The 26144-nt window shown below is 63.9% G+C and carries 24 protein-coding genes; 15 read left to right on the top strand and 9 right to left on the bottom strand.

Annotated elements, in window-relative coordinates; all coding sequences use genetic code 11:
• Position 1: 1 nt before the first annotated feature.
• Complete coding sequence (locus FHR22_RS03030) at positions 2 to 1414, bottom strand: aldehyde dehydrogenase family protein (protein WP_166938801.1); 1413 nt, start codon at positions 1412 to 1414, stop codon at positions 2 to 4.
• 118 nt (positions 1415 to 1532) lie between these two features.
• Between FHR22_RS03030 and FHR22_RS03025 the strand changes: the two genes are divergently transcribed.
• From FHR22_RS03025 to FHR22_RS03005, 5 genes are all read left to right on the top strand, one after another.
• Complete coding sequence (locus FHR22_RS03025; protein ID WP_166938799.1) at positions 1533 to 1943, top strand: GFA family protein; 411 nt, start codon at positions 1533 to 1535, stop codon at positions 1941 to 1943.
• A gap of 307 nt (positions 1944 to 2250) precedes the next feature.
• Entirely contained in the window at positions 2251 to 4005 is a 1755-nt protein-coding gene (locus FHR22_RS03020; protein ID WP_166938796.1) for an N-acyl-D-amino-acid deacylase family protein, read from the top strand.
• Positions 4006 to 4055: 50 nt separating this feature from the next.
• Positions 4056 to 6242 carry a TonB-dependent receptor gene (locus FHR22_RS03015; protein ID WP_166938794.1) on the top strand — a complete coding sequence of 729 codons (2187 nt, stop codon included), beginning with the start codon at positions 4056 to 4058 and terminating at the stop codon, positions 6240 to 6242.
• Between the two features lie 93 nt (positions 6243 to 6335).
• A complete protein-coding gene (locus FHR22_RS03010) occupies positions 6336 to 7097 on the top strand; it encodes an SDR family NAD(P)-dependent oxidoreductase (protein WP_166938791.1) in 762 nt (253 codons plus the stop codon).
• 42 nt (positions 7098 to 7139) lie between these two features.
• Positions 7140 to 8324, top strand: coding sequence for a protein kinase family protein (locus tag FHR22_RS03005; RefSeq protein ID WP_166938789.1), 1185 nt, complete (start codon positions 7140 to 7142; stop codon positions 8322 to 8324).
• A 13-nt stretch (positions 8325 to 8337) separates the two neighbouring features.
• Here FHR22_RS03005 and FHR22_RS03000 read toward each other — a convergent pair whose 3' ends face one another.
• Complete coding sequence (locus tag FHR22_RS03000; protein ID WP_166938786.1) at positions 8338 to 8910, bottom strand: TetR/AcrR family transcriptional regulator; 573 nt, start codon at positions 8908 to 8910, stop codon at positions 8338 to 8340.
• A gap of 144 nt (positions 8911 to 9054) precedes the next feature.
• Here FHR22_RS03000 and FHR22_RS02995 point away from each other — a divergent pair, with 144 nt between their 5' ends.
• Genes FHR22_RS02995 through FHR22_RS02975 form a run of 5 tightly spaced genes read left to right on the top strand, consistent with a single transcriptional unit; the run spans position 9055 to position 14050 of the window.
• Positions 9055 to 10293 (top strand): cytochrome P450, encoded by a 1239-nt coding sequence (locus tag FHR22_RS02995; protein ID WP_166938784.1) that lies wholly within the window; start codon positions 9055 to 9057, stop codon positions 10291 to 10293.
• 49 nt (positions 10294 to 10342) lie between these two features.
• A complete protein-coding gene (locus FHR22_RS02990) occupies positions 10343 to 11941 on the top strand; it encodes an AMP-binding protein (protein ID WP_166938782.1) in 1599 nt (532 codons plus the stop codon).
• Positions 11938 to 12636, top strand: a complete 699-nt coding sequence (locus FHR22_RS02985) for a glutathione binding-like protein (RefSeq protein WP_166938779.1) — start codon at positions 11938 to 11940, stop codon at positions 12634 to 12636. Before FHR22_RS02990 ends, FHR22_RS02985 begins: the two co-directional genes overlap by 4 nt.
• Entirely contained in the window at positions 12633 to 13262 is a 630-nt protein-coding gene (locus tag FHR22_RS02980) for a 2-hydroxychromene-2-carboxylate isomerase (protein ID WP_166938777.1), read from the top strand. The genes FHR22_RS02985 and FHR22_RS02980 overlap by 4 nt, the downstream gene beginning before the upstream one ends.
• Positions 13259 to 14050 carry an enoyl-CoA hydratase/isomerase family protein gene (locus tag FHR22_RS02975; RefSeq protein ID WP_166938775.1) on the top strand — a complete coding sequence of 264 codons (792 nt, stop codon included), beginning with the start codon at positions 13259 to 13261 and terminating at the stop codon, positions 14048 to 14050. The genes FHR22_RS02980 and FHR22_RS02975 overlap by 4 nt, the downstream gene beginning before the upstream one ends.
• A gap of 54 nt (positions 14051 to 14104) precedes the next feature.
• Here the strand turns inward: FHR22_RS02975 and FHR22_RS02970 are convergent, their stop codons facing one another.
• The 7 genes from FHR22_RS02970 to FHR22_RS02940 are packed head-to-tail and all read right to left on the bottom strand — an operon-like array spanning position 14105 to position 20462.
• A complete protein-coding gene (locus FHR22_RS02970) occupies positions 14105 to 15478 on the bottom strand; it encodes an MFS transporter (protein WP_166938773.1) in 1374 nt (457 codons plus the stop codon).
• A gap of 25 nt (positions 15479 to 15503) precedes the next feature.
• A complete protein-coding gene (locus FHR22_RS02965; RefSeq protein WP_166938771.1) occupies positions 15504 to 15986 on the bottom strand; it encodes a VOC family protein in 483 nt (160 codons plus the stop codon).
• A 10-nt stretch (positions 15987 to 15996) separates the two neighbouring features.
• On the bottom strand, positions 15997 to 17028 hold the full coding sequence (locus FHR22_RS02960) for a zinc-dependent alcohol dehydrogenase (protein ID WP_166938769.1): 1032 nt from the start codon (positions 17026 to 17028) through the stop codon (positions 15997 to 15999).
• Positions 17025 to 17876, bottom strand: coding sequence for a fumarylacetoacetate hydrolase family protein (locus FHR22_RS02955; RefSeq protein ID WP_166938766.1), 852 nt, complete (start codon positions 17874 to 17876; stop codon positions 17025 to 17027). Before FHR22_RS02955 ends, FHR22_RS02960 begins: the two co-directional genes overlap by 4 nt.
• 56 nt (positions 17877 to 17932) lie before the next feature.
• Complete coding sequence (locus tag FHR22_RS02950) at positions 17933 to 18694, bottom strand: SDR family NAD(P)-dependent oxidoreductase (RefSeq protein ID WP_166938764.1); 762 nt, start codon at positions 18692 to 18694, stop codon at positions 17933 to 17935.
• Positions 18691 to 19698 (bottom strand): MDR family NADP-dependent oxidoreductase, encoded by a 1008-nt coding sequence (locus FHR22_RS02945; RefSeq protein WP_166938761.1) that lies wholly within the window; start codon positions 19696 to 19698, stop codon positions 18691 to 18693. Before FHR22_RS02945 ends, FHR22_RS02950 begins: the two co-directional genes overlap by 4 nt.
• Positions 19692 to 20462, bottom strand: a complete 771-nt coding sequence (locus FHR22_RS02940) for an SDR family NAD(P)-dependent oxidoreductase (protein ID WP_166938759.1) — start codon at positions 20460 to 20462, stop codon at positions 19692 to 19694. Before FHR22_RS02940 ends, FHR22_RS02945 begins: the two co-directional genes overlap by 7 nt.
• A 48-nt stretch (positions 20463 to 20510) precedes the next feature.
• Here FHR22_RS02940 and FHR22_RS02935 point away from each other — a divergent pair, with 48 nt between their 5' ends.
• The 5 genes from FHR22_RS02935 to FHR22_RS02915 all read left to right on the top strand — a co-directional run bounded on the left by FHR22_RS02935 (position 20511) and on the right by FHR22_RS02915 (position 26138).
• Positions 20511 to 20936: a lipocalin-like domain-containing protein gene (locus FHR22_RS02935; protein ID WP_166938757.1), complete on the top strand. Its 426-nt coding sequence runs from the start codon at positions 20511 to 20513 to the stop codon at positions 20934 to 20936.
• A 139-nt stretch (positions 20937 to 21075) separates the two neighbouring features.
• Entirely contained in the window at positions 21076 to 23481 is a 2406-nt protein-coding gene (locus FHR22_RS02930; protein WP_166938755.1) for a TonB-dependent receptor, read from the top strand.
• Positions 23478 to 24677, top strand: a complete 1200-nt coding sequence (locus FHR22_RS02925; protein WP_166940690.1) for a serine hydrolase — start codon at positions 23478 to 23480, stop codon at positions 24675 to 24677. Before FHR22_RS02930 ends, FHR22_RS02925 begins: the two co-directional genes overlap by 4 nt.
• A 79-nt stretch (positions 24678 to 24756) precedes the next feature.
• Complete coding sequence (locus tag FHR22_RS02920; RefSeq protein WP_166938752.1) at positions 24757 to 25320, top strand: TetR/AcrR family transcriptional regulator; 564 nt, start codon at positions 24757 to 24759, stop codon at positions 25318 to 25320.
• 275 nt (positions 25321 to 25595) lie between these two features.
• Complete coding sequence (locus FHR22_RS02915) at positions 25596 to 26138, top strand: spore coat protein U domain-containing protein (RefSeq protein ID WP_166938750.1); 543 nt, start codon at positions 25596 to 25598, stop codon at positions 26136 to 26138.
• Positions 26139 to 26144: the final 6 nt, after the last annotated feature.

Raw genomic sequence — 26144 nt, 5'->3', positions numbered from 1 at the left:
CTCACGCTGCCTTCGGAATGAAGATCGCCTTGGGCCGGGTGAATTCGAGCAGGCCGGGCAAGCCATTCTCCTGTCCGAACCCCGACTGCTTCGCGCCGGCCAGCGGCGTAAAGGGCGTCGACTGGAGATTCTGGTTGATCCAGACGGTGCCGGTGTCGAGCCGGTGCGCGATCGCGGTCGCAGCCTCGACATCGGCCGACCATACCGCACCCGCCAAGCCGTAATCGCTGTCGTTCGCGCGCGCGACGACATCGTCGACATCAGTGAACTTCAGCAGCGGCAGCACCGGGCCGAACGCTTCCTCGACGACCACACGGCTGTCCTCGGGCGGATTATCGACGAGGGTCAGCGGCACGAAATAGCCACGATCGGGCACCGCCCCGCCTTCGAGCAGGGTCAGGCCGTTCGCGCGCGCATCGTCGAGCAAGGCCATCACGCGGCGATATTGCGGCTCGTTCTGGACCGGGCCGTAGCGATTGCCCTGTTCCGCCCCGTCCCCGACGGGCAGTTCCTTCGCAAGCTGGTGCAACCGGTCGCGCAAGGCATCATAGATATCGACGTGAATATAGAGCCGCTTGGTCGCGACGCAGACCTGCGCCGTATTATGGAACGCGCCCTCGAACAGCTGCGCCGCCACCGCGTCGACATCGACATCGGGGAGCACGATCGCGGCGTCGTTGCCGCCGAGTTCGAGCGTGATGCGTTTCAAATCCTTCGCCGCCGATTCCATCACGCGGCGCCCCGTCGCGGTCGATCCGGTGAAGCTGATCTTCGCAAAGCCCGGATGCGCGGTCATCATCGGGCCGAGCGCGTCGCCGCCGCTGATGATGTTGATGACGCCCGCCGGAAAGGCGTCGCGGATCAGTTCGCCGATGCGCAGCGTGCAGAGCGGGGTGAAGGGCGAGGGTTTGAGCACCAGCGTATTGCCCGCCATCAGCGCCGGACCGATCTTCCACGACGCGAGCAGCACCGGAAAATTCCATGGCACGATGCCGCACACGACGCCCAGCGGGACATGATGCACTTCGACGCGGCGCGTATCGCTGTCTTCGGTCACGTCGACGGGCAGGTCGAGCATCGTCGTTGCCTTCATCCACATCGCGGCGCCGAGGATTTCCATCTTTGCGCCGGGGAGTGGGCGCCCCTGCTCCCTGACGAACAGCGCAGCGAGTTCGTCGGCATGCGTCTCGATGGCCTCGGCCGCCTTGACGAGGGAGGCCTTGCGGTCAGCGAGTGGCGTGTCGCGCCACGCCGGAAAGGCGCGCGTTGCGGCCGCAACCGCGGCGTCGAGTTCGGCGGCGGAGGCATCCGGCGCCGCAGCGAAGACTTCACCCGTGGCCGGATTGCGGACCTCGATCGTCGCGGCGGTGGTCACCGCGCGCCCGCCGATCGTCATCGCGAAATTGTCGCTCATTCTGCCTCTCCACATTGGCCGGCCGATCGATGTCGGCTCGATAATCACCTGCCGACTTCACAAACTAATATTGTTAGATAAAAGTGCAAGCACGAAAAGGCGATATGGGAGACGAGCGATGTCGGAAGTCGAAGGCGGCTGCAACTGCGGCGCGATCCGTTACCGGTTGACGGGCGATCCACTGGCGGTCGCGGTCTGCCATTGTACCAACTGCCGTCGCCAGTCGGGCAGCGCCTTTTCGGTCAATGTCGTCGTGCGCACCGGCGCGATGGCCATGACGGGCAAAGTCACGACGTGGGAAGACCATGACACCGAAAGCGGCCAGCCAGTGCTGCGGCAATTTTGCGCGACCTGCGGGTCGCCGATCCGTTCGCTGTCGGCGGCGTCGCCCAAAGTCGCGATCGTCAAGGCAGGAACCGCCAACGATCCCGGCCGGTTCACACCGGCGATCCATGTCTGGACTTCGTCAGCGCTGCCATGGGTCGAGATACCGGCCGGCCTGCCACAATTCGCGCGCAACCCGGGATAAGCCTTGATTGCCCGCGGTCGTGGCTGACATCGTCGTTCGCTTTGTTGCGGCGCCCGGCGACGCGGCCGACATCGCGGCAACACGGGCAGCCTGTAACGATCAAGCCGGGGCGATGCCAGGCGTTCATCCCGTCACCGCCATATCGCCATCGACGTACGTCCTGCTGCCAACACGCCCCACATCTGGGGCGAACAAACAGAGCAACATAATCCGGGCCATCTTGTTTGACACATAACATAATGTGTAATATGACTGCTGACAATGAGTCGGCAAACCGCCTGTGAAGGGTGAGGCCTGGGAGAGTGATATGCAGTGCTTTGATTGCGTCATCCGGAATGGCCGGATCATCGATGGTACCGGCGCGCCCGAGCGTCGCGGCGACATCGGCATCATCGACGGGCGCGTCGCCCGGATCGGCAACCTTGCTGCCGCGCCCGCCGATGAAGTGATCGACGCCGCCGGGCGTATCGTTGCGCCGGGGCATATCACCCAGCATGCCCATTATGACGCGGCGATTTTCTGGAGCCCCTTTTGCATGGATTCGGGCGAGCATGGGGTCACCTCGATCCTCAATGCCAATTGCGGATTCAGCATCGCACCGGTCCGCGCAAGCGATCGCGAGCGGACGATGCTGATGCTGTCGACCACCGAGCAGATTCCGGTCGAGCAACAGCGCCTTGCCCTCCCCTGGAACTGGGAGAGCTTTCCCGAATATCTCGAAACGATGCGGTCGCTGCCGAAGAGCGTGAACATCCTCACCTATTTGCCGCTCAATCCCTTGCTCATCTATGTGATGGGGGTTGATGCCGCGAAGACACGCCGTCCGACGACGGGCGAGATCGCCGAAATGCACCGGTTGATCAACGAAGCGATGGACGCGGGCGCGATCGGCCTGTCGATGTCGGTGATGGGGGTCGAGGGCAATTCGCACGTCGATTTCGACGGCTCGGCGATGCCGACCGACGTGATGCACGACGACGATGTCGTCGAAATCTGCCGCGCGCTCGCCGAACGCGGCGAAGGCATCATCCAGATGCTCGCCCAGATCGGCCCCTTCGGCAATCTCGCACTGACCGAGAAGGTCGCGCGTATGGCGAAGGGCAGCGGCGTGCGGATCATCCACAATATCTTCCTCGCGATCGACGGGATGCCCGAGGTCATCGACGCTGATCTCGCATGGCTCGACGCGCTGCGCGGCGAAGGCCTCGACATCTGCGGGGCGACCCTGCTTTACGCCGGATGGGTCGAGGCCGGAATTCGCGACCTCGACACCGCCGCAGGCCAGCTGTGGGGGGTGCGCCGCCTGATCGCCGCACAGACCGACGACGATATTCGCGCCCTGCTCCGCGATGGCGATTTCGTGCGGAAGTTCGCCGAAGATTATGCCCGGAACGGCCCGACCAACGGCGCCGGCGGCTTCGAAGGACAGATCGTCATCGAGGTCGGCGATGCGCCTGAGTTACAGCCCTATCTCGGCCGCGATCTCGCGAGCATCGCATCCGATCTGGGCCTGTCAGTGGTCGAGGCACTATGCGACCTCGCGCTCCGTTCGGACCTGAATCTCCAGATCAAATCATTGCCCTATTCGGCGACCGATGCGTCGCTTGGCGCGCGGTTGCTCGCGCATCCGGCGGTCGCCTGCGGCGTCTCCGACGGCGGCGCGCATACCAAAGCGTTTTCAAGCGGCTGCTATGGCACCGATTTCCTGATCCGCACGGTGCGCGAGCAGAAGGCAATGAGCCTTGAAGAAGCGCATTATCAGTTGAGCTTCAAGATCGCGCGCATGCTCGGGATCGAGGATCGCGGCGCGATCCTGCCGGGGAATTTTGCCGATATCATCATCTATGATCTCGATGCGCTTTATCTCGATCGCGGGCGGCATCGGATCGTCAACGACCTTCCCGGCGGCGACTGGCGCCGTGTCGTCGATGCCGGGGGTTATGCCCGCGTCCTCGTCAACGGGAACACGACCTTCATCGATGGCAAGCACACCGGCGCGGTACCGGGGCGCATGCTGGGAGGCGAAGAATGCGAGGGGCCGGACGCGGTGGCGGCCGAATAACGCTCTTTGGAAATTAAATGATATAACAACAACATATGGGAGGGGTATCGATGAATACCAAACTGCATTTGCGCGCCGGCACGGCCATGCTGCTGGCCAGCCTCACGACACCCGCTTTCGCACAGACCGCTGCGCCGCCGTCCGCCGGGGAGGCCACCGATGGCGAGATCGTCGTCACCGCGCTCAAGCGCGCCCAGAATCTTCAGGATATTCCGGCGGCTATTTCGGCGGTCTCGGGCGAGGACCTTGCGACGCGGGGCATCGACAATATCGAAAGCCTGACCAGCGCGATTCCCAACCTCGATTTCGGCGAACATGCCGGCACGACGCTGATCTCGATCCGCGGCGTCGGCTCGATCGTCGACTCGGGCGTAACCGAGCCGACCGTCGCAACCTATGTCGACGGCGTCTTCATGCCGCGTGCGACGATGGGCTATTTACGCGCGGTCGATCTCGACCGCATCGAGGTGCTGCGCGGTCCGCAAGGCACGCTCTATGGGCGCAACGCGACCGGTGGCGCGATCAACTTCATCGCCAAGGCGCCGACCCGCGATTTCAGCGCCGGCTTCAACCTGTCAACCGGCAGCTACAGCGCCTTTGGCGCCAGCGCCTACGTCTCGGGACCGCTATCCGACACCGTCTCGGTCCGGCTGAGCGGCGGGCATGAGGAAGACAAGGGCTTCGTCCGTCTGCTGCCCGGCAACGGCCGCATCGGCGACCAGAACAGCGAATATGTTCGCGGCGCGATCCGGTTCGAACCGAGCAGCGACCTGACGATCGATCTTTGGGCGCGCTACGAGGAATCCTATGGCGGCGGCGCCTATCAGCAGTTGTTCACGCCAACCGCCCTGCCCACCACGGGACAGACGACCAAGCCCAACCAGATTTATGGCGACTGGCCCTATATCCTCGACACCCAGACCTTCATCGCATCGGGCAAGATAGACTGGAAAATGTCGGACAGCGTCTCGCTGCGGTCGATCACCAGCTATGTCGATCACAAAAGCCGGGTCGATTTCGACGCCGACGCGACCGACGTGCCCTTTTTCTACGCGACCAACTTCAAACGCCCGTCCGAATCCTTCGGGCAGGAATTGTCGCTGATCGGTGACAGCGGACCGCTCGAATGGATCCTCGGCGCCTATTATTTCACCGAAAAGGCGGGCAATGCGCTGCCGCTCGGCATCGGTTCGGCGGCGGCGGGCGGCTTCGGCGTCCTGCCCGACACCCAATTGGTGCAGAGCGTCGACACCGACACCAAGTCGATCGCGGTCTTCGCCGACGCGACCTATTCGGTTACCGACGCCTTCCGCATCAACCTCGGTCTCCGCTTCAATCATGAGAAGAAGGATTTCTCGCAGGACCTGTTCCTGAACCTGCCCGACGGGACGGTGGCGCCGCTCGCGTCCGGCGTCACCTCGTCGATCAAGGCCAACCGCTTCCTTCCCAAGGTCAATCTGCAATATGATTTTTCGGATGGCGTATCGGCCTATGCACAATATTCGCGCGGCTTCAAATCGGGCGGTGCGAACCTTCCCGGCGGCGGCGGCGAACTGCTCGGGACGGCCGCCATCTATCAGCCCGAAGTGCTCGATGCGTTCGAAATCGGCCTGAAGACGCAAACCGGCGACCGCCGCCTGACCGCGAATTTCGCCGGCTTCTACTATGATTATCAGGGACTGCAGGTCACCATAACCCGCCCGCCCGCAGTCACGCTGGTGCAGAATGCCCCCGCGACGATCTATGGGCTTGAGGGCGAGATCAAATTCCGCGTCAACGATGCCTTCACGCTCGATGCGTCGGCCAACTGGCTGCACGCGCGCTTCCGCGATTTCCTGTCGATCGACGATGCCCGGCCCGGCCTTGGCCAGATCAACCTCGACGGAATGCAACTGCCGCACGCGCCCAATTTCTCGGGCTCGATCGGCGCGCAATATCGCGCCGAACTGTCGGGCGGGTTCCTGTCGTCGCTGACGCTGCGCGCCGATGCGTCCTATCGCAGCAAGACCGTGCTGCGCTATTTCGGGCAGCCGCAGGACATCCAGAAAGGCTATGAGCTGGTTGACCTGTCGGCAACGCTCGGCGCGTGGGACGACAAGGTTCGGCTGCGCCTGTTCGTGAACAATGTCACCGACCAGCTTTATCGTCAGAATGCGACCTACCTCGTCACCGGCGCCTATTACGGAAACTACGGACGTCCGCGGACCTGGGGTACCCAGCTGTCGGTCGATTTCTGACGCTTATCGGGACGCCGAAGGAGACCGCGCGGAAACCGACGGTTTCCGCGCGGCAGTCCGGCGCGCCGCTGCCGATACGAAAAGGATTGAAGCATGTTCGAGCTTGATGGCCGCGTCGCGCTGGTAACCGGAGCCGCGAAAGGGATCGGCGCGCACGCCGCCAGGCTGCTGGCGGCAGCGGGAGCGACCGTCGTCGCGACCGATATCGCCCCTTCGGGATCGGCACCGCCCGGCGGCCGTTTCGCGCAGCAGGACGTGACCGACCCCGACCATTGGGACCGCATTGTCGCGTCGATCAAAGCGGAGGAAGGCCGGCTCGACATTCTCGTCAACAATGCCGGGATGATCCTCAACAAGCCGGTCCTCTCGACCACGATCGAAGAATTCCGCCGCGTCCACGCGGTGAATGTCGAGAGCATCTGGTTCGGGGTCCAGGCGGCAGCGCCGCTGATGGCAGAGGCCGGCGCCGGCTCGATCATCAATCTGTCGTCGATCTACGGCCAGATCGCGGGGCCGATGCAGGCCGCCTATTCGGCGAGCAAGGGCGCGGTGCGCATGCTGACCAAGGCGGTCGCTGTCGAATTCGGGCGCGCGGGAAACGGCATTCGCGTCAATTCGGTCCATCCGGGACCGGTCGACACCGATCTCGGCCGGAGCGGGCTTGAACCAGGCGTGACGGCAGGGCGTTTCGCCAGCGAGGCGGAAGCGAAAGCCTATGTCGCGTCGATGTTTCCGATGGGCCGCTGGGTCGAAACGCAGGACGTCGCCGGGGTCATCCTGTTCCTCGCGTCCGACGCGTCGCGCTACGTCACCGGGACCGAACTCACCGTCGATGGAGGCTATTCGATCCTCTAGGGTCAGGACCCTAGCCACCCCGCGCCGGAAAGGAGTCCGCCGATGCTGTCCAAGCTGTTCCTCGCCGGCCGCAAGGCCGAAATCGCGCTGCACGCACACTATGACAAGCTGGTCCGGCCGGCGGCGCGGACGATCGACGACATCCCGTGGAGCTGGGAAGCCATCACGCCCGAATGGATGACCGCGACCCTCTGCCGCGAAGTCCCGGGCGGCAAGGTGACGCGCGTCACGCCTGCCGGTGGTTCGGTCGGATCGTCGACGCGGCAGGGCTTCATCCTCGACCTCAACGATGCAGCACGCACGGCGGGGGTTCCGGCACAGATCTTCACCAAATCGACCCCGATCCTGATGCAGCGCCTGCTGCTTGGCCTGTCGAACTGCCTGTTCGGCGAGGTCGGGTTCTACCGCGATTTCCGGCCGCAGATCGATATGGAGGCGCCCGCAGGCTATTGGGCGTGCGTCGATGCCCGCTCGATGCGGTCGATGATCGTAATGGAAGATGTCGTCGCGACGCGGCAGGCCGATTTCATCATGGACGGCGCGGCGGTGAACCGCGACGAAATGGCGAGCCTGCTCACCGGCCTGGCGCGCTTGCATGCGCGCTTCTGGAAGGATGCATCGCTCGCGGAGCATAGCTGGCTTCGCGGCACGCCATCCTATCTCGGCGACAATGATCGCTTCCTGCGCATGGCCTATTGGGCCGGGCTGGGCATGGAGGCGGCGCCCGAACTCATTCCCCCCGCCGTCCGCGGCCGCATCGACGCGCTCTGGGACGGCGTCGTCCGGCGCAATGCACGGGAAGCGGCGCGCGGCAATTTCACCCTGCTTCACGGCGACGCGCATATCGCGCAGACGTACCGGACCGCCAGCGGGGCGATGGGGTTTTGCGACTGGCAGGTGATGCTGCGCGGCCCCTGGGCATGGGACGTCAGCTACATCATGTCGACCGGGCTGGAGATCGAGGATCGCCGGGCGTGGGAGGAAGAGCTGCTGCGTCTTTATCTCGGCGAGCTGGCTGCGGCAGGCGGCCCCGCGCTCGACTGGAACGAGGCATGGGATGCGTATCGCGCCAACATGCCCTACGCTTTTCTTGCCTGGGCCTTCACCATCGGCCACAACAGCGTTGTCCAGGCGGTGCAGCCCGAAACGACGACGCGGCGGCTGGTCGAACGCACCGCCGCCGCGATGGCGGACCTCGGCTCGATCGACCTCAATCTGGCATCATAGGCCAGCAGCGCGGCTATTTCACGATGGACGGAACGAAGAAGTCGCGGAGCAGCTGTGCCTTTTGCTCTTCGCTATAGTCGATGCGCATGGTCAGCATCGCATGGACGTTGCGAACCCAGTGGACGATCCTGTCATTGTCCAGGCCATCGCGAATCCGCCCCGCTGCACGCGCGCGATCGAGCACCGGCCCCCATAGCCCGACCATCATTTCCTGAATTTGCGGCGAACCGCGAAACATATATTGATCGACCTGATGATCAGCCTGCTGCTGGATCGCATAAAGAATGTCGTCGCTGCGACCGACCGCAAGGGACTGGAGCGAGCCGCTGACAAGTGCTTCCTCGATATCGTCGAACCTGGCGAAAATCGAACGGAGCCGCAGCCCGGCGGCTTCGATCCGTTCTTCGGCGACAGCCTCGAACAGCGCGGCGCGCGTCTCGAACAATCGGTGCACCGTCTGGCGCGTCACGCCCAGCAGGCGGGCGATGTCGATCATGGAGGTTTTCGCGACGCCGAAACGCTCGATGCATTCGACGGCCGCGGCAACGACCTGCTCTTTCGTCAGCGGATTTCTGTTACTGCCCAAATCTCTTCCCCCGTGCGCCCGTGGCGCGACGCGCAATCTATGGCAGGATTTCCCCGTCGCGCTCAAGCCCTGACGTTCATTTGACATAATACATATATTGTTATATGACAAGATATAGGCACGAGACCTGCATGGGATTGAGGAATGGACGCAAGAACAACGGGCAACCAGCTGGTCGATCCGGCCTTTCACGCCGACCCGGCCGCCTATCACGCATTGCTGCGCCGCTTGCGGGCCGAAGCGCCGGTGTTCTGGGTCGAACCTGACGACTATGCGCCCTTCTGGATCGTCACGAAACATGCCGATATCATGCGCGTCGAAAAATCGATGGACCTGTTCGTCAACGGCCCGCGCGTGATGCTCCGCAAGACCGTAATCGACGATCAGATCCGCAAGGTCACCGGCGGCCGGCCTTTCCTCCTCAACCAGCTCCCCAACATGGACGGCAGCGAGCATCGCTTTCACCGCAAGCTCACCCAGGCCTGGTTTGCGCCAGCGCGCATCAAGGTGCTCGAAGACGAGCTGCGCGGCTATGCCCGCGACCTCTTCGATCGCGCGCTGCAGGATGGCGGACGCTGCGATTTCATGCGCTCGGTCGCGAGCTGGTATCCACTGCGCGTCATCATGCGGATCATCGGTGTTCCCGCCGCCGACGAGCCGTTGATGCTGAAGATGACGCAGCAGTTGTTCGGTCCCGAAGATCCCGAGATCAAGACCGAGCAGATGGACGTCATTGCGACGGTCAACGGCTTCTTCGATTATTTTCGCGACCTGCTCGCCGAGCGCCGGGCGCGGCCGTCGGACGATCTGGCGACCTTGCTCGCCGGTGCCGAGATCGGCGAGAAGGAAGCGCTTTCCTATTTCATCCTCGCGGCGACGGCGGGGCATGACACGACCAGCGCCTCGATCGCCGGCGGGCTGCTCGCGCTCCTCCAGAATCCCGGGGAAATGCAGCGGCTGCGCCGCGACATGACGCGGCTTCCCTCCGCCGTCGACGAGATGGTGCGCTGGGTATCGCCGGTCACCCATTTCTTCCGCACGCCGATCGAGGATTATACGCTTCGCGGCCAAAACATCGCCGCGGGGCAGGCGATGATGATGTGCTATCCCGCGGCCAATCGCGACGAGGAGGTGTTCGAAGACCCCTATCGCTTCGATATCGGCCGTCCGCCCAACCGCCACCTCGCCTTCGGCTATGGCCCGCACCTTTGCCTCGGCCAACATCTGGCCAAGATGGAGATGCGCATCTTCTTCGAAGAATTGTTCGCGCGCATTGACAGCATCGAGCTCGATGGCGACCCGCGCTGGATCCAGACCAATTTCGTCGGCGGACTGAAGAGCCTGCCGGTGCGCCTGACGCTGCGCGAGGCCGTTCCGGCCTGAGGGGCGAAAATGACCGACCACCAACCGCAGACCGCCTGAACGGGACATCATGAGCCAACGCGTCAACGACATCGCCCGCCTGATCGAGCAAAAGGCGGCCGAACGGCCCGACTTTCCGATCCTGACCTTCGTTCATGTCGAACCCGACGGCAGCCTGTCAGACGAGACGCGGGACTTCCGGAGCCTGTGGGACAGGGGGCAGCGCCTCGCCGCCTGGCTGCAGGCTTATGGCGTCAAACCCGGCGACAGCATCATATTGATGATGACGAACCGCCCGCAGTTCGTCGAGGCAATGGTCGCCGCGGCACTGGCCGGAGCGGCCTTCGTCCCGCTGGACACGCGCAGCATGGGCGACAAGCTGGCCTATATGATCAACCATGTCGCGGCGAAGGCCATCATCGCGGAAGATGCGGCACTTGCCGCGCTCGACGCCGTCGCGGCGCAGCTCGACCGCCGGCCCCCGCTCCTCGTCGTCGACAGCATGCGTATGCCCGAACATTATGCGGGCTCATCCTATGCCGCCGACCTGCCGGCCGACGCGGCCGGGCTGGCGCCGCAAATACCCGACCCCGCCGCGCCGATGTATCTGATGTTCACCTCGGGAACGACGGGCAATCCCAAGGCCGTCGTACGCAGCCATGCCAATTATATGCGCGGCATGAAGGGGCTTCGTGCGCTGGGCGTCGGCGCGGGCGACACGCTCTACACCGGCCTTCCGCTCTGCCACACCAATGCGCATTCGACACTCGCCGCCGGACTCGCGCTCGAGCTGCCGACGGTGTTCAGCCGCCAGTTCACCAAGAGCCGCCTCTGGGATATCTGCCGCGCCTATGACTGTACGATGTTCACCCTGCTCGGCGGAATGATTCCCGAGGTCTTTGCCGTGCCGCCACAACCCGGCGACCGCGACAACCCCGTCCGCCTGGTCATCGCATCGGGCATGCCGGCCAAATTGTGGGAAGCATATGAAACGCGCTTCGGGGTGCAGGTCACCGAAGTTTATGGCAGCACCGAAAATGGCGGCACGCTGATCAATCGCATGGGCGAGGGACCGCGCGGGTCGATGGGCAAACCCCCGCCCGGCATGATCGCGGCGATCCTCGACGACGACGACCAAATCTGCCCGCCGGGCGAGCCCGGCCACCTCTGCTTTCGCAAGGAAGATGGCGCTTCCGACGCCATCACCTATTTCCGCAACGAAAAAGCAAGCGCCGACAAGGTCGTGCGCGGCTGGTTTCGTTCGGGCGACATGGCCTATGCCGACGAGCGCGGCTGGTTCTATTTCCTCCACCGCGCCGGCGGGGGTATTCGCCGCAATGGAGATTTCGTCAACGCGACCCTGGTCGAAACGGTGCTTGCACAATGTCCGGCGGTCGCCGACGTCTATGTCTATGGCGTCGCAACACCAGCGAATGTCGCGGGCGAGCGGACGCTGGTGGCGGCGCTTGTCCTCGAGCCCGGCGGGTCGCTCGACACGGTGCGGCAATGGGCGGCCGAGCGGTTGCAACGCAGCGAGGTGCCCGAGATCTGGCAGTTGCTGGCCGCGATCCCGAAAACCGTCTCCGAAAAGCCGATCGAGCGTGATTGCGCCGCACTGCTCGAGGCGGCAGGTCTGGTCGAACGCGCTGCGACGGAGAACCGGACATGATCGAACTGTTTACCGCGCCGACCCCCAATGGCTGGAAGATCTCGGTAATGCTCGAGGAATGCGGCCTTCCCTATGAAGTGCGCTGGGTCAACATCGGCAAGGGCGACCAGTTCAAGCCCGACTTCCTCGCGATCAGTCCGAACAACCGCATCCCGGCCATTGTCGACCATGCGCCCGCCGACGGTGGCGAGCCGCTGTCGATTTTCGAGACCGGCGCGATCCTCATTTATCTCGCTGAGAAGACCGGGCAGTTTCTTCCTGCCGACATCCGCGGCCACAAGGCGGCGCTTGAATGGCTATTCTGGCAGGTCGGCGGGCTCGGGCCGATGCTCGGCCAGCACGGCCATTTCAAACTCTATGCCCCCGAACGCATCGCTTATGCCACCGATCGCTACCGGAACGAGACGCTCCGCCTCTATGGCGTGCTCGATCGCCAGCTTGCGAAACAAACCTATCTGGCCGGCGAGGACTATAGCATCGCCGACATCGCGTCCTTTCCGTGGGTCCAGACCTACAAGGCGCAGGACATCGATCTGGGCGGCTTCGTCCATGTCAAACGCTGGTACGATCTGTTGAAGCAACGCCCCGCCCTGCGGCGCGGGATGGATCTCGGGCGCCAGCTTATCAACCGCCGCCCGCAGGACAGCGCCGAGGCGCGCAAGCTGTTGTTCGGAATCAAGGACGAAACCGAATGACCGCCGAAGTCGAGATTTTCTTCGACCTGTCATCGCCCTGGACACGCATTGCCTTCCACAATTTCCGGTCATGGGCGGCGGGCAAGGACATTGCGGTGACGTGGCGGCCCTTCCTCGTCGGCGGGGTCTTCAACGCGGTCAACGACAGCGTCTACGCCGGGCGCGACAATCCGGACAATACGAAATTCCGCCTGACCTATGTCTGGCTCAAGGAATGGGCAAAGCTTGCAGAGGTCGCGATGAACTTTCCGTCGCGGCACCACCCGCTGAAATCGGTGCACGCCATGCGCTTTTGCTGTGCGCTGGAAGATGACCAGGAAGCGCTGACCCGCCTGTCGGAAGCCGCCTTCGAGGCCTATTTCGCCGATCAGCAAAATCTCGACGACCCGTCGGTCCTCGCCGCGATTGCCGATTCTGCGGGCCTCGATGGCGCGGCGCTCGGCGCGCTGGCACAATCGCCGGTCATCAAGGACCGGCTGCGGGCAAACACGCAGGAAGCAATCGATCGCGGCTCCTTCGGGTCGCCGACCTTCTTCGTCGAAAAGAAATATATGTATTTCGGCAACGACCAGCTGCCGCTCGTCCAATCCCGCATCGAGAGCCTGATCGAAAGCCCGGCGCGATGACCGATGGCGGCGAGATGGCGCAATTGTCGCGCCAAGGCGCGGTCTCGCTCATCATTTTTCATCCAGCACGCGACGGAACGATTTCCAACAGGGGCGCCGCTACGCTCGGCCGAATTTTCGAACGCGAACTGGCCGACGACGCGGTTCGCGCAATCGTCCTCACTGGCGCGAGCGCGGGCATCTTCATCCGGCACGCCAATCTTGGGCAGATTTCGCGCGCGGCCGAAGCCCTGCTCAGCGGCGCCGCGACCGAGAATGATTTCACGACATCGGCCTTTGCAACGTTGGGCGCGATGCTCGATGCGGCAACGAAACCTATCATCGCGGCGATCAACGGCGACTGCATGGGTGGCGGCTTCGAGATCGCCCTCGCCTGCACCATGCGTATTGCCGCCGCTTCGGCCAGCGCGATCGGCCTGCCCGAAATCCGCATTGGCATTCCGCCTGGCGCCGGCGGTCCGCAGCGGCTGGCGAGGCTGATTGGCCTGCACCGCGCCCGGCTCTTCACTCTGGAAGGGACCGTCCTTGGAGCGCACGATGCCCTGTCGCTCGGAATCGTCGATGCCGTCGCCGAAGACGCTGTTTCGCATGCCATCGCACGGGCAGAGGCGATCGCCGGACGCCCGCGCGGCGCGGTAGCCACGATCATGCGGCAGATGCGTCCGGACGACGGCGAGGCGATCGACGAGAATCTAATGAGTTTCGCTCGCTGCATCGCAGAACCCGGCATGGCCGATGCACTCCGCCAGTTGGCCGAAGCGGACGTCATCATCGAGCAGTTGAACTAGGGTCAGAACCCTAGCTGTCGGGCCAAATTCGCGCGGACTGGATCGACCGGCGCCTCATGCCGGATCCGGCTCTTTCTTGACGAAGCCAATCCCGAACCACCCCAGCGCGATCAGGCCGATCAGTGCGACGAACCCGGCCTGCTGGGTTCCCCAAACCGCGGTAGCGAGCCCGACCAAGGCAGATCCCAGCCAGATCGTCACCGAACCGGACAATGCGTAGAGGCCGAACCAGCTTCCAACGGTCTCGGGCGTCGCGAGCGACGTCAGCATCGACCGGCTCGATGCATAGCATCCGCAGATACCGACAGCGCTCACGGACGCCAGCACGACGAATGCGATCTCGGGAAGCGTGTTGAACATCGGTCCATCCCACAGCGGCGATCCGTTGAAGGCCATATAGAAGAGGCGATCGGGTGCGATCCCGATCAAGGCGAACTGGCTGGCGACCACGATCGCGAGTTCGATCCGGATGGCGCGGCGCGGACCGACAAGCCGGTCGAGACGGCCGCCGACAAGACCGCCAATGGCGAGAAAGCAGCTGACGATGATGGCAAGCGCGGTCAGTTCAAGCGCGCCCCACCGCATGACCCCGGCGGCATAGATGCCCATGAAGAGCAGGATCGCGGTCAGGCCGTCGGTGTAAATCATGCGCGAGGCGAGGAAGGTCGCCATCGGACGGTTCGCCGGCAGGCTCTTCAGCGTCATCTTCAGCTGCGCGAAGCTCTCGCCAATCCCGCCGCCAGCCCCCCGCGGTGCATCGCGGCCCCACAGAAAGAGAGGCAAAGCGCCAAAGCCGAGGATCAGCGCAACGATCGGCCCGACAATCCTGTCGGTTTGATGGGCTGCCGCCGACAACCCGAAAAGGGGCGCATCCGGAAGCCAGTCCGCCGACATCCTGGCGGGCAACGCGAAGGCCCACAATATGAACGCCAGCAGGACGACCGAGATGGCGCTGCCGAGCGCCAGACCAAGACCGGACGTGGCAGAGATATGGCCCGGCGGTGCGGCAAAAGGCAGCAGCGAGTTATGAAGCACCTCGCTGTAAGCAAAGAGAATTCCGGCAAAAAAGATGATCGCGCAGGTCAGCCCGAGGCCGAGGCCGGCGGGCGTCGCCCACCACAGGCTGGCGCAGCAGACGACAAGCGCCGCAGTGATCGCCGCGAGGAGCGGCTTGCGCTTGCCGGCACGATCCATCGTCGCCCCGAGGAGCGGTGCGGTCAACGCCGCGAACAGACCATAAGCCATGACGAGCCGGGCAACGAGCGCCTGTCCGCTGACCGGATCCCCGACGAGGACCGTCGCAAGATAGGGAATGAAGATATAGACCTTGATCAGGATGACATAGGGCGTCCGGGCGCCTTCGTAGAACGCCCACGCGCGCGCGCTGCCCGGCAATCGGCCTTCAGGCGTATCGTCATTCGCGGTCATCGGGGCCCCAGCCATCGTTACAAGCTCAATGGGCCTGCCCGCCCTCGGCGATCAATCGCTCATTTTCGGCGATAATCTCCCCGGCGCTCATGGTGAGATCGATCGGCTTGCCGAACGGCTGCGGCACGTCGATCCCGGTCTGCCAATAGATCTCGTTGGGGTTGCCCTCCGGATCGGAAAAATAGACGCCGATCGCATTGCCATGGGTGATGACCATCCGGATCGGCGAACCATAGTCCAGGATCGCGCGATACAGCGATTGCAGCGACGGCAGGTCGGCGACGCGCCAGGAAATCTGGTTGATGAGCCTGACGTCGCGCGCCGCGGTGCGGCCTTTCGCGAGAACCATCTCGTGATGCTCGATGTCGGGACGCGACGACAGGAAGGTTGCCCCAAGTTCGGGCGCCTCGTCGGTCACGATCAGCCCGAGCACGCGCGCGTAAAAGTCGCGCATGGTGTCGAGGTCCTCGACATGAAGGCCGGCATGCCCCAGTTCCGCAATACCCATGATCGTCTCCTCAATTCGCCAGGTTCGGCGCGATCAGCACTTTCAACTGGTTACCCGCGGGATCGAGCAGCGCATCGAATATGGCATCAGCCTCCTCCAGCGGCACGATCGCGGTCACAATGTCTTCGGCCCGGACGCGGCCCGCCGCGAGATGGCCGATGGCCTCCTCCATCTCCTCCTGGGTACAGCTCGCCGAACCGACGATCTCGACCTCCTTCTGCACGACGGAATATTGCGAGAGCAGGACGGGCGCCTTCGGCACACCCTGCAACACGATGCGCCCGTTATAGGCAATGAGTTCCACGGCCAGTCCCGCCGCCTCGACATGGCCGGTGCATTCGAAGATGGCGGTCGGCCTCCTCGTGCCCAGCGCCGCCGCGCCGCCGTCTTTGACCGCTGCGAGATCGACAGCCCGGTAGCCCGATTTTTCCATGAGCGCCCGGCGGGCGGGATTGGGATCGACGAAGACGATCTCGCCTATTCCGCGCGCCTTGAGAGCCGCCGCCGTCATCGCCCCGATCGGCCCCGCACCCAGGATGCAGACGGTATCGCCCGGTGACGCGGTCGATTTGTTGACGCCGTGAAACGCGATCGCGAGCGGCTCGGTGATCCCCGCCTGGTCGAAGCTCAATTCGTCGGGGATGCGGTGCAGCAAGGCGGGACTCACGACGATATGCTCGGCATAGCCGCCTTGCGCGACGCCATGGCCGAGCGCGGAATCGAGATGATCGAGGCAGAGGTAATCGCGGCCGCTCAAGCACATCTCGCACCGACCGCACGGACTGCCATGATAGAGCGCGACCCGATCACCCGCAGCCCAGCCGGAAACACCCTCCCCGACCTCGGCGACCGTGCCGACGATTTCGTGGCCCAATATACTCCCGACCGCCCAGCGCGGGTTCGGACTGGTGCGGGCGACAAGGTCGGTGCCGCATATGCCGCAGCGCTCGACCCGAACCTTCACCATGTCCGGCGTGACCGGCGGTTCGTCGATGTCGGCGACCTCGATCGTGCGGTCTGACGAAATGCGGGCGACCTTCATTGGGCTTGCTCCTTGGTGATGGGATTGGTGAGCGTGCCGATGCCCTCGACCCATGTGGCGAGGACATCGCCTGGTTTCAGAAAGACCGGCGGCTGGCGCGTCGCGCCCACGCCCTCGGGCGTGCCGGTGAAGATGAGATCGCCCGGGTAGATGGGAACGAGGTGCGAAATATATTCGATGAGTTCGCCGACCGGGAAAATGAAGTCGCTCGTCCGCGAACGCTGCATCGTTTCGCCGTTTACGGCGCACCCCAGTTCAAGATCGTCGGGATTGGCGAACTCGTCGACCGACACGACGACAGGCCCGACCGGTCCAAAGCCCGGAAGCGATTTCGCCATCGAGAATTGCGGCATGGGTCCGAGCCGCTGGATCGCGCGTTCCGAAATATCCTGCCCCGCGGCCAAGCCCGCGACATAGTCCCATGCGTCGGCCGCTGGCACGTCCCTGGCCTCCCGGGCCATGACGACGACGAGTTCGACTTCCCAGTCGACCCGTTCGTGACGGATCGCGACGGCATCATTGGGGCCGGTCAGGCAGCTTGGAAATTTGGTGAAGATGACGGGCTGCTCGGGCGGCGCGACCCCGGCTTCGGCGGCGTGCGCGCGATAGTTTGCGCCGATCGCGAATATCTGCCGCGGGCGCGGCACCGGAAGCTCGAAGAGAGACGCGTCAACGGGTTCAAGCGCGTCATCCGCAAGGCCCGCCGCCCATGCGCGCAAATCGCCCCAGCAACCGAAGAGCGCCTGCGGATCGGCGGAAAAGCGCCCGTCCGACGCCTGCTCGATATCGGCGCCCTTGCCGCTGGCGGTCACCAGCCAGGCCCGGCCGCCTATGCATGCGATTCGCATCTTGCCTTCTCCTATTTATGATACATTATGTATCGTATATATATGGAAGCGTCAATTCACCAAGGCATCGTTGTTCCGCCGTTAGCGCGCAAAATCTGCCCCGTAACGAAGCTCGATGCATCGGAAGCCAGATAGAGGCATTGCTGCGCGATATCCTCGGGCGATCCTACGCGTCCGAGCGGAGCACTCTTTGCCCAGCGGTCGAGATAGGCGGTGCGATCGGCAGCGACGGCGCCTGCGGCTTCCATCGATAGCGCGGTTGGCACGAAGCCGGGCGCCACCGCATTGACGCGGATGCCGTCCGGCCCGACCTCGTTCGCGAGCACCTTGGTCAGCATCGCAACCGCGGCCTTCGAAATCGAATAGCTCGCATTGGTCGGGATGGCGAGGTCGATCGCCGAGGAGACCATGTTGACGATCGCGCCCCGGCGCGCGGCAATCATCGCGGGCAGAACCGCCTGGATGCAAAAAAGCGTGCCCTTGAAATTGATCGCGAAAATCTGCTCGAATCGCGCGCCATTCATGTCCTCGACACGCTCGCCCGAACTCGCCACCCCGGCGATGTTGGCCAATATATCGACCCCATGACCGGCGAAGGCGCCCAACTCCTCGCGGACAGCAAGCCGGTCGATGACATCGACCGCAGCGAAGGATCCGCCGATCGCCTCCGCAGCCTCGGCTGCGGCATCGCGGTTCCGGTCGACGCAGAGCACCTCCGCGCCGGCCGCGGCGAATAGCGTGGCGGTCGCGCGCCCGAGGCCGGCACCCGCACCCGTGACGATGGCGCGGCGCCCGGCAAGTGAAAGACGTTCGATCATAGAAGCTCCGGATTTAAGGCGAGCAGCCGCTTGCCGCGGTTGGTGCCGCTGAACAGACCGGCGAGGGCGCCGGAGAAATTCTCGAGCCCGCGCTCGATATCGACGATACCGACCAGACGGCCCTCCTGGTGCCAGCGGGCAAGGCGCCGCACCGCATCGGGGAAGCGCGGAGCGAAGTCGTGGACCAGGAAGCCGCGCATCGAAGCGCGGCGGACAACAAGGTTCAGATAATTGGATGGGCCATGACGCTCGGCGCTGCCATATTGCGAGATGCCACCGCATACGACGATCCGCGCGCCCTCGGCGAGGTGATCGAGCGCCGCCTCGAGAAAGACGCCGCCGACATTGTCGAAGACGAGGTCGGCACCGCCCGGCAGCGCGGATCTCATCGTCCCGGCCAGATCGCCGCCCCGATAATCGAGAACCGGCGCCCCGAAACGCTCCATGGCCCAGGTGCATTTCTCCGCGCCGCCCGCCACCCCGACGACCTCGGCACCCGCGATCTGGGCGATTTGCATCGCCGCCGAGCCCACGGCTCCGCCAGCACCGCTCACGAGCACGCGGTCGCCCGGCTGGAGTGCGCCGCAATCGACGAGGCCGAACCAGGCGCTGAGCCCGCTGATGCCGAGCACGCCCAGATGATGCGGCAGTGCATCGATCGCCATCGGTGGAAGCAGCGTGACCTGTTCGCCGCAGCTTGCAGCATGGCTTGCGATCCCGAAAGCTCCGCGCACGAGCGCGCCGGGCGGGAAAGCCCTGGTCCGGCTCGAAATGACGCGGCCGATGGCGAGCGCGGGCATCGCCTCGCCGATCGCGACGGGCTGGCGATAGGTATCCTCGCCGCTGATCCAGGTTCGCATCGCCGGGTCAATCGACGCGTAGAGGATCGCGACAACGAACCCGTCCGCCGGGCAATCAAGCATCCGTCTCTCGATCGCGAAATCGGCCGGAACAGGCACGCCGCGCGGCCGCCGCGCCAGTGTGAGGACATTCGCCATCACCATGGCATCGATATCCCGCCGTTGGCGCGCAGCGTCTGTCCCGTTACATAGCCCGCCGCATCGCTGGCGAGATAAAGGATCTGCGCCGCGACATCATCAACCGAGCAGAGTTGGCCGAGCGGCGACTTGGCGCGCCACCAGTCGAGATATCGATCGCGTCCCTCGGGATCGCCCGCATACCGTACCAGGCTGAGTTCGCTCGGGATGAAGCTCGGCGCGACGGCGTTCACCCGGATGCCGTCACCCGCGACCTCGGCAGCCAAAATCCTGGTAAGCGAAGAAATCGAGGCCTTGGCGACCGCATAGCTCGCGATCGTCGCCGGCGCGATATCGATCGCCTCCGAACTCATGTTGACGATCGCGCCGCCGGCGCGCCGCAAATGCGGTAGCGCCGCCTGGCACCCGTGGAGCACGCCGCCGAAATGAGCCGCGAACATCGCATCGAACGCCTCCTCGTCGAGATCGACGACGCGCTGCGAGCGGCCGGCGATACCGGCGAGATTGCAAACGATGTGAAGGCCGCCATCGGCCGCGGCGGCATCGATAGCGGCAAACACCGCCGCCCGGTCGGTCACGTCGAGCAGCACCGGCGTGCCACCGATCCGGGCCGCAACCGCAGCCACCGCTTCCGCGCGAAGGTCGGCACAATGGACATGCGCACCCGCCGCGGCGAGCGCTGTCGCCACCGCCTCGCCGATCGCACCGCCGGCGCCGGTCACAAAGGCGACGCGCCCGTCGAGGCGCCATGCATCAAACAGACTCGCCATTCACACAGCTCCCATGTTAACTGAATACGAAACAAGGAGTATCGTATTATGAATGATGACTTCATCGGCAACTGGCAACTGATCGACTATGTGACGACGCTCGCGAACGGTAAGCGGATAGACCCGCTCGGGGCCCTGCCCTACGGCCTCGGCACCTATACCGAGGCAGGCTTCATGTCGGCGCACCTGATGCGGCGCGACCGCGAACCGCTCGGCAGCGCGAGACCCGACCTTTCGCAGATCGCCCCCGACCTGCTCGCCGCGACAGCCTCCGGATACATAGGATATGCCGGACGATTCACGATCGATCGCGATGGGTGCCGGATCATCCACCATGTCGAGACCGCCTGGATCCCCGACTGGATCGGGATCGACATGATCCGCGATTACAGCTTCGAGGATGATCTCCTGATCCTCCGTCCGCCCGCCGCTGCCGGCGCCGCATCGGTACTGCGGTGGCGCCGCCCATCCTGATCCCATTTTTGGCCTCTCCTGAATCGATCTTGACATAACGATACGTTTTGTATCGTATATAGACCATGGATCGGCAGGAGCGGTCAAGGGTCATGTTCCCTTGCCTGCAAAAAGCCGGCAATTTGAAGGGAGTGGACCAATGAAGACACATCGCACGATTCGGATACTTGCCCTGCTGGCCGGCGGCTCGATGCTGCCGGGGATCGCGGCGGCGCAGGATGCTGCTCAGGCCGACGCGGCGGATAACGGCTATGCGAGCGAAATCATCGTCACCGCACAGAAGCGCGAGCAGTCGCTCCAGGACGTTCCGATCGTCGTGACCGTCGCCGGCGCGCAGCTGTTGCAGGACGCCGGGGTCAAGGACATCAAGGACCTCACTGTCCTCACCCCGGGACTCAGCGTCGTCTCGACCGCGAACGAGACCCAGTCGACCGCGCTTATCCGCGGCGTCGGCACTGCCGGGGGCAATGTCGGACTCGAAAGCTCGGTCGGCGTCGTGATCGATGGCGTATATCGTCCGCGGACCGGCGTCGCGCTAGGCGACCTCGGCCAGGCCGAACGGGTCGAGGTGCTGAAGGGGCCGCAGGGCACGCTTTTTGGCAAGAATACGTCGGCCGGTGTCATCAACGTCGTGACCGCGAAACCAAGCTTCGAACCCCATGCGCGCGGTGAGTTCACGGTTGCCAATTATGATGAAGCCGGTGGCTCGATCTCGGTCGGCGGCCCGATCGTCGCCGACCGCCTCGCCGCGAGCCTGTTCGCCGTACACCGCAAGCGCGACGGCTATTATGACGTCGTCACGGGCAACGGGCCGCGAGCGATCAGCGATGATGCCGACCGCCATTTCTGGTCGCTGCGCGGCCAGCTCTATTTCACCAATGACGCGGGCTTCGACGCACGGCTGATCGGCGACATCACCCGCCGCAACGAGAATTGCTGTGTCGCGGTCCAGCTCGTCAACGGACCGACGACCGCAATCGTCAATGCGCTCGCGGGGTCCGGCAATGGTGTCCTCTCGCCCGCCGATCCGGGTCGGCGCCTCGCCTTCTCGAACCGCGACACAACGCAGAAGATCCGCGACGGCGGCCTCAGCCTCGAGATGAACTACGACCTCGGCGATGCGACACTGACCTCGATCACCGCCTGGCGCGACTGGCGCTGGGTGACGGGTTCGGATTCGGACTATAGCGGTGCCGACATCCTTTATCGCGAGGCCGACGGCGGCACGATGAACCGCTTTCGCCAGTTCAGCCAGGAACTGCGCGCGAGCGGCAGCAGCGGCGATCTCGACTATACGGTCGGCGGCTTCTACGCCCACGAAATCCTCGATAGCCGCGTCGCACAGCTTTACGGCAGCGACTTTCAACCGTTCCTGAGCCTCCTCTTCTCGGGCGGCACCAATCCGGCTTTCCTGAAGCCCATCCTCGACCTCGCCGTCCCCGGCACCGGGTCGCGCGACGTCTACAAGCAGACGGGCGACAGTTTCGCGCTGTTCACGAACAACAGCCTGAAGCTCACCGATGCGCTCGAGCTGACCATCGGCCTCCGCTACACGATCGACCGCAAGAAGGCCGTCGCCGCGTTCGGTGCGACCGACGGCGGCGCGCTCTGCAATGCCGGGCAGGCGACCGGATCGGCGGCGATCATCGGCGCGCTTTGCAATCCCTTCTTCAATTCGAACTTCATCGGACTGAACAACACGCAGAAGCGGACAGAGAATGCGCTGAGCGGCACCGCGAAGCTTGCCTATCGCTTCTCGCCCGAGTTCATGACTTATGCGAGCTATTCGCGCGGCTACAAATCGGGCGGCTTCAACCTCGACCGCGTCGCTTTTCCTTATGCCGCCGGCAATCCCACCTCGCTGCAGCCGGTGCTCGACACCAGCTTTCCCGGCGAGTTCGTCGACAGCTTCGAACTCGGCGTCAAATCGACACTCGCCGACCGCCGCCTCTATCTGAACGCCGCCGCCTTCTACCAGGATTATACCGACTATCAGCTCAACGCGTTCAACGGCTTCTTCTTCTCGGTTTTCCCGGTTCCCGAAGTTATCTCGAAAGGCGTCGATGCCGATATTCTCTGGCGTCCGAGCAGCGCCTTCACCCTGCAGGGCGGCGTCACCTATGCCGACACGCGCTATTCGGAGAAAAACCGTGCGCTCCTGTCGCTGACGCCTTCGACCGCGCGCCTGCCCGGCGAGCGTCTCAACCTCGCGCCGCTGTGGTCGGCCTCGCTCTCGGTGACTCACGAACTTCCGCTCGGCAGCGGACTGCTGCTGCGTTCGAACGCGACCATGCGCTACAGTTCGTCATATAATGCGGGCACTGACCTCAATCCGCTGAAACTCCAGAAAAGCTATGCCGTCATCAATGCGCGCATCGGCATCGGCGATGAGGACAAGAACTGGGGCATCGAGCTCTGGGCAAACAACCTCACCAACAAGCTGTATATGCAGAACAGTTTCGACGCCCCGTTCCAGTCGGGCAGCATCAATGCCTTTCTCGGCGCCCCGCGCACCTATGGCATCACCCTGAGGGCCGGTTTCTGACCACCCTTTCCTCTCGGAAACTGGCCTCGGTCGCGCAAGCGATCGAGGCCGATTTTGTCGCCACCGGACGCTTCCCGGGCGGACATCTGCGTATCGTCCAGCACGGAGAGACGATCTTCGACCGCTGCATGGGGATGATGGACATCGAGCGCGAGCACCCTTGGCGGGATGATGCGATCGTCCGCATCTACTCGATGACCAAGCCGATCGTTTCCGCGGCGCTGATGATGCAGATCGAGCGCGGGACGGCGCGGCTCGATCAACCGGTGTCGGATTTTCTTCCCGGCTGGCTCGATCAGCGCGTCCGGACGGCGGGCGACGGTTCAAATCCGATCACCGAACCCGCGGCCCGGCCGGTCACGCTCCGCCATCTCCTCACCCACACCGCCGGCTTGACCTATGGCACGAGGCTCGCCGCCGTCGGCGGCGCCCGCGTCGAAGATCCCGTCGCGCTGCTCTATGCGGCGGCCGACATTGCCGCAGCTCACGGGCTCCAGGCCTATGCCCGGGCGATCGGCCGCCTCCCGCTGCGATATCAGCCGGGCACCCGCTGGATGTATTCGGTCGCGACCGATATCGTGGGCGCCGTCGTCGAGATCCTCGCGGGCAAGCCGCTGGGCGAGCAACTCGCCGAGACGATATTCGAGCCGCTCGGGATGGAAGACACCGGCTTTCACGTTCCCCGGAACAAGCTGCATCGCCTTGCTGCCTGCTATATCACGACGCCGGACGGCTCGATGCGGCTCGCCGACGATCCGGCGACCAGCACCTACCTTGCCTCGCCGGCCTTCGAGTCCAGCGGCGGCGGCCTCGTCTCCACGATGGATGACTATGGCCGCTTCGCCGAAATGCTTCGCAGGAAAGGCCGCCCGGTCCTGTCGGCAGACACATTCGCGCAAATGATCGCAAACCAGCTTCCCGGCGGCCGCGAACTCAAGGACCTCGCGCTTATTGCGGACCCTCGCCTTGTCCCGGAGGCCATGGGCTTCGGCCTCGGCTTCGCGACAACGCTCGACGAGAGCCGCGCAGGTGTTCCCGCGCAGGGCGATTTTTACTGGGGCGGCGCCGCAACGACCATCTGGTGGGTCGACCCGGCGCGCAACCTCACGGTTCTGTTTCTGACCCAGCTCCTTCCCGCCACAGCCTATGGTTTCCAGGACTGGCTGAAGCGCAAAGTCTATGCCGCGCTCGCCTGACACTTCCCTTCGGCGACCGCTTGCGCCACAAGGCACCATGCCCCGGACCGCCGCTGCCACGACCAAAAGCCCACACGCGTTGGACAAGCCGCAAATGGGCCGTCCGCGATCGGCGGACGTCGACCGGCGCATCGAGCGGGAAACGCTCGACGTCGTCTCCGAGAAGGGTTTTTCGGGCGTCACCGTCAACGAGATATGCGAGCGGGCCGGTATCAGCCGCGCGACCTTCTACCGTCGCTATCCGAGCCCGGCCGAGGCGCTCGCCGCGGCAATTAACTCAGCCTTCGAATTCCACTCCCCGCCGCATTCGAACGACCCGGTCGAATATCTTTTCGAATTCGCGCTGTCGCTCGAGCGCTCCTACTCGGACCCGCGCATCGCGCCTGCGATCGGCTTCCTGATCGGCGAGTATAACGCCAAACCCGACGTCTATGAGCGCCTGCAACAAGGCCTGCGAGAGCGCCGTGCTTATGTCCGCGGCGCATTGGAAGCCGTCGGCTCGCTCCCCCCTCAGACCGGGCTTCCGCTCGATCTCGACGAGGTTCTGGTCATCCTGTCATCGCTCGCGTGGAACGCGGCCGTTACGAAGCGCAAACTCGAGTCGGGCGTGCTACGGACCGTTATCACGCGACTTATTCGATAGGCTCGAGTGGTCCGGTTGCGGACAGCCCGCTTCCTCCCTCGCTTCTCTCCGCACCCGTTTCGATCGGAGAACCTCCGGAATCGGAACAGTCTCCTCGTGACAAATTCGCGTCATCGGCTACACTTAAAATATCATGCGCGAAGTTTAAGCATTATTACTTATAAAAATGATTTATTCTATAAATAGCAACTTGTTAACTCCGCAATAGTATAAGCATCTTGCTTATTGGAAAAAGCTTCTCTCCGAAACAGAGGGGCAATTCAGGAGTTGTCATCGTGCAAAAGAGGAAATTTTATTACCTTCTTGGTCTCTCCGCCCTGATTTTCTCGGTCCCGGCGCACGCCGATATCACGGGAACAATCGATGCGACGATCACGCTCGAAGCCGGCTGCATCATCAACGGCCAGAATTACGACGATGGTTCGACCGGCGTCGATTTCGGCACGCTCGATTTCGGCACCCAGAACACATTGTTCACGCAGACCGATGCGGAGGTGCTGAGCGGCGCGACCGGCTTCACGATCCAGTGCAGCAACGGCGTCACCCCCACCCTGTCCTTCAACGCGGGGCAGAATGACGGGTCGGGCGCTGGCACCGGCCTTCACGCGATGGAACATCAGACCGCCGCCGGGCAATTCGTGACCTATAATCTCTATTCGGATGCGGGTCGCACGGCGATCATCCCGGTCGGCGGGGATATCGTCCTCGCCGGTGACGGATCGGTGCAGACGGTCAACGTCTACGGCCGCGCATTCGGCGAAGCCGGGCTGACGCCGGGCGTCTATGCCGACGTCGTCACGGTGGTGGTCGAGCTTTAGGGCGGA

It is taken from the genome of Sphingopyxis panaciterrae, assembly GCF_011762125.1.
GTDB classification, from domain to species: domain Bacteria; phylum Pseudomonadota; class Alphaproteobacteria; order Sphingomonadales; family Sphingomonadaceae; genus Sphingopyxis; species Sphingopyxis panaciterrae.
The sequence above is the reverse complement of the archived record's forward strand: the minus strand, read 5'-3'. Positions and strand labels throughout refer to the sequence as shown.

Coding starts and splice junctions, on each gene's coding strand:
- FHR22_RS03030 (WP_166938801.1), bottom strand. CDS start 1,414: ATGAGCGACAATTTCGCGATGACGATCGGCGGGCGCGCGGTGACCACC.
- FHR22_RS03025 (WP_166938799.1), top strand. CDS start 1,533: ATGTCGGAAGTCGAAGGCGGCTGCAACTGCGGCGCGATCCGTTACCGG.
- FHR22_RS03020 (WP_166938796.1), top strand. CDS start 2,251: ATGCAGTGCTTTGATTGCGTCATCCGGAATGGCCGGATCATCGATGGT.
- FHR22_RS03015 (WP_166938794.1), top strand. CDS start 4,056: ATGAATACCAAACTGCATTTGCGCGCCGGCACGGCCATGCTGCTGGCC.
- FHR22_RS03010 (WP_166938791.1), top strand. CDS start 6,336: ATGTTCGAGCTTGATGGCCGCGTCGCGCTGGTAACCGGAGCCGCGAAA.
- FHR22_RS03005 (WP_166938789.1), top strand. CDS start 7,140: ATGCTGTCCAAGCTGTTCCTCGCCGGCCGCAAGGCCGAAATCGCGCTG.
- FHR22_RS02995 (WP_166938784.1), top strand. CDS start 9,055: ATGGACGCAAGAACAACGGGCAACCAGCTGGTCGATCCGGCCTTTCAC.
- FHR22_RS02990 (WP_166938782.1), top strand. CDS start 10,343: ATGAGCCAACGCGTCAACGACATCGCCCGCCTGATCGAGCAAAAGGCG.
- FHR22_RS02985 (WP_166938779.1), top strand. CDS start 11,938: ATGATCGAACTGTTTACCGCGCCGACCCCCAATGGCTGGAAGATCTCG.
- FHR22_RS02980 (WP_166938777.1), top strand. CDS start 12,633: ATGACCGCCGAAGTCGAGATTTTCTTCGACCTGTCATCGCCCTGGACA.
- FHR22_RS02975 (WP_166938775.1), top strand. CDS start 13,259: ATGACCGATGGCGGCGAGATGGCGCAATTGTCGCGCCAAGGCGCGGTC.
- FHR22_RS02970 (WP_166938773.1), bottom strand. CDS start 15,478: ATGACCGCGAATGACGATACGCCTGAAGGCCGATTGCCGGGCAGCGCG.
- FHR22_RS02965 (WP_166938771.1), bottom strand. CDS start 15,986: ATGGGTATTGCGGAACTGGGGCATGCCGGCCTTCATGTCGAGGACCTC.
- FHR22_RS02960 (WP_166938769.1), bottom strand. CDS start 17,028: ATGAAGGTCGCCCGCATTTCGTCAGACCGCACGATCGAGGTCGCCGAC.
- FHR22_RS02955 (WP_166938766.1), bottom strand. CDS start 17,876: ATGCGAATCGCATGCATAGGCGGCCGGGCCTGGCTGGTGACCGCCAGC.
- FHR22_RS02950 (WP_166938764.1), bottom strand. CDS start 18,694: ATGATCGAACGTCTTTCACTTGCCGGGCGCCGCGCCATCGTCACGGGT.
- FHR22_RS02945 (WP_166938761.1), bottom strand. CDS start 19,698: ATGGTGATGGCGAATGTCCTCACACTGGCGCGGCGGCCGCGCGGCGTG.
- FHR22_RS02940 (WP_166938759.1), bottom strand. CDS start 20,462: ATGGCGAGTCTGTTTGATGCATGGCGCCTCGACGGGCGCGTCGCCTTT.
- FHR22_RS02935 (WP_166938757.1), top strand. CDS start 20,511: ATGAATGATGACTTCATCGGCAACTGGCAACTGATCGACTATGTGACG.
- FHR22_RS02930 (WP_166938755.1), top strand. CDS start 21,076: ATGAAGACACATCGCACGATTCGGATACTTGCCCTGCTGGCCGGCGGC.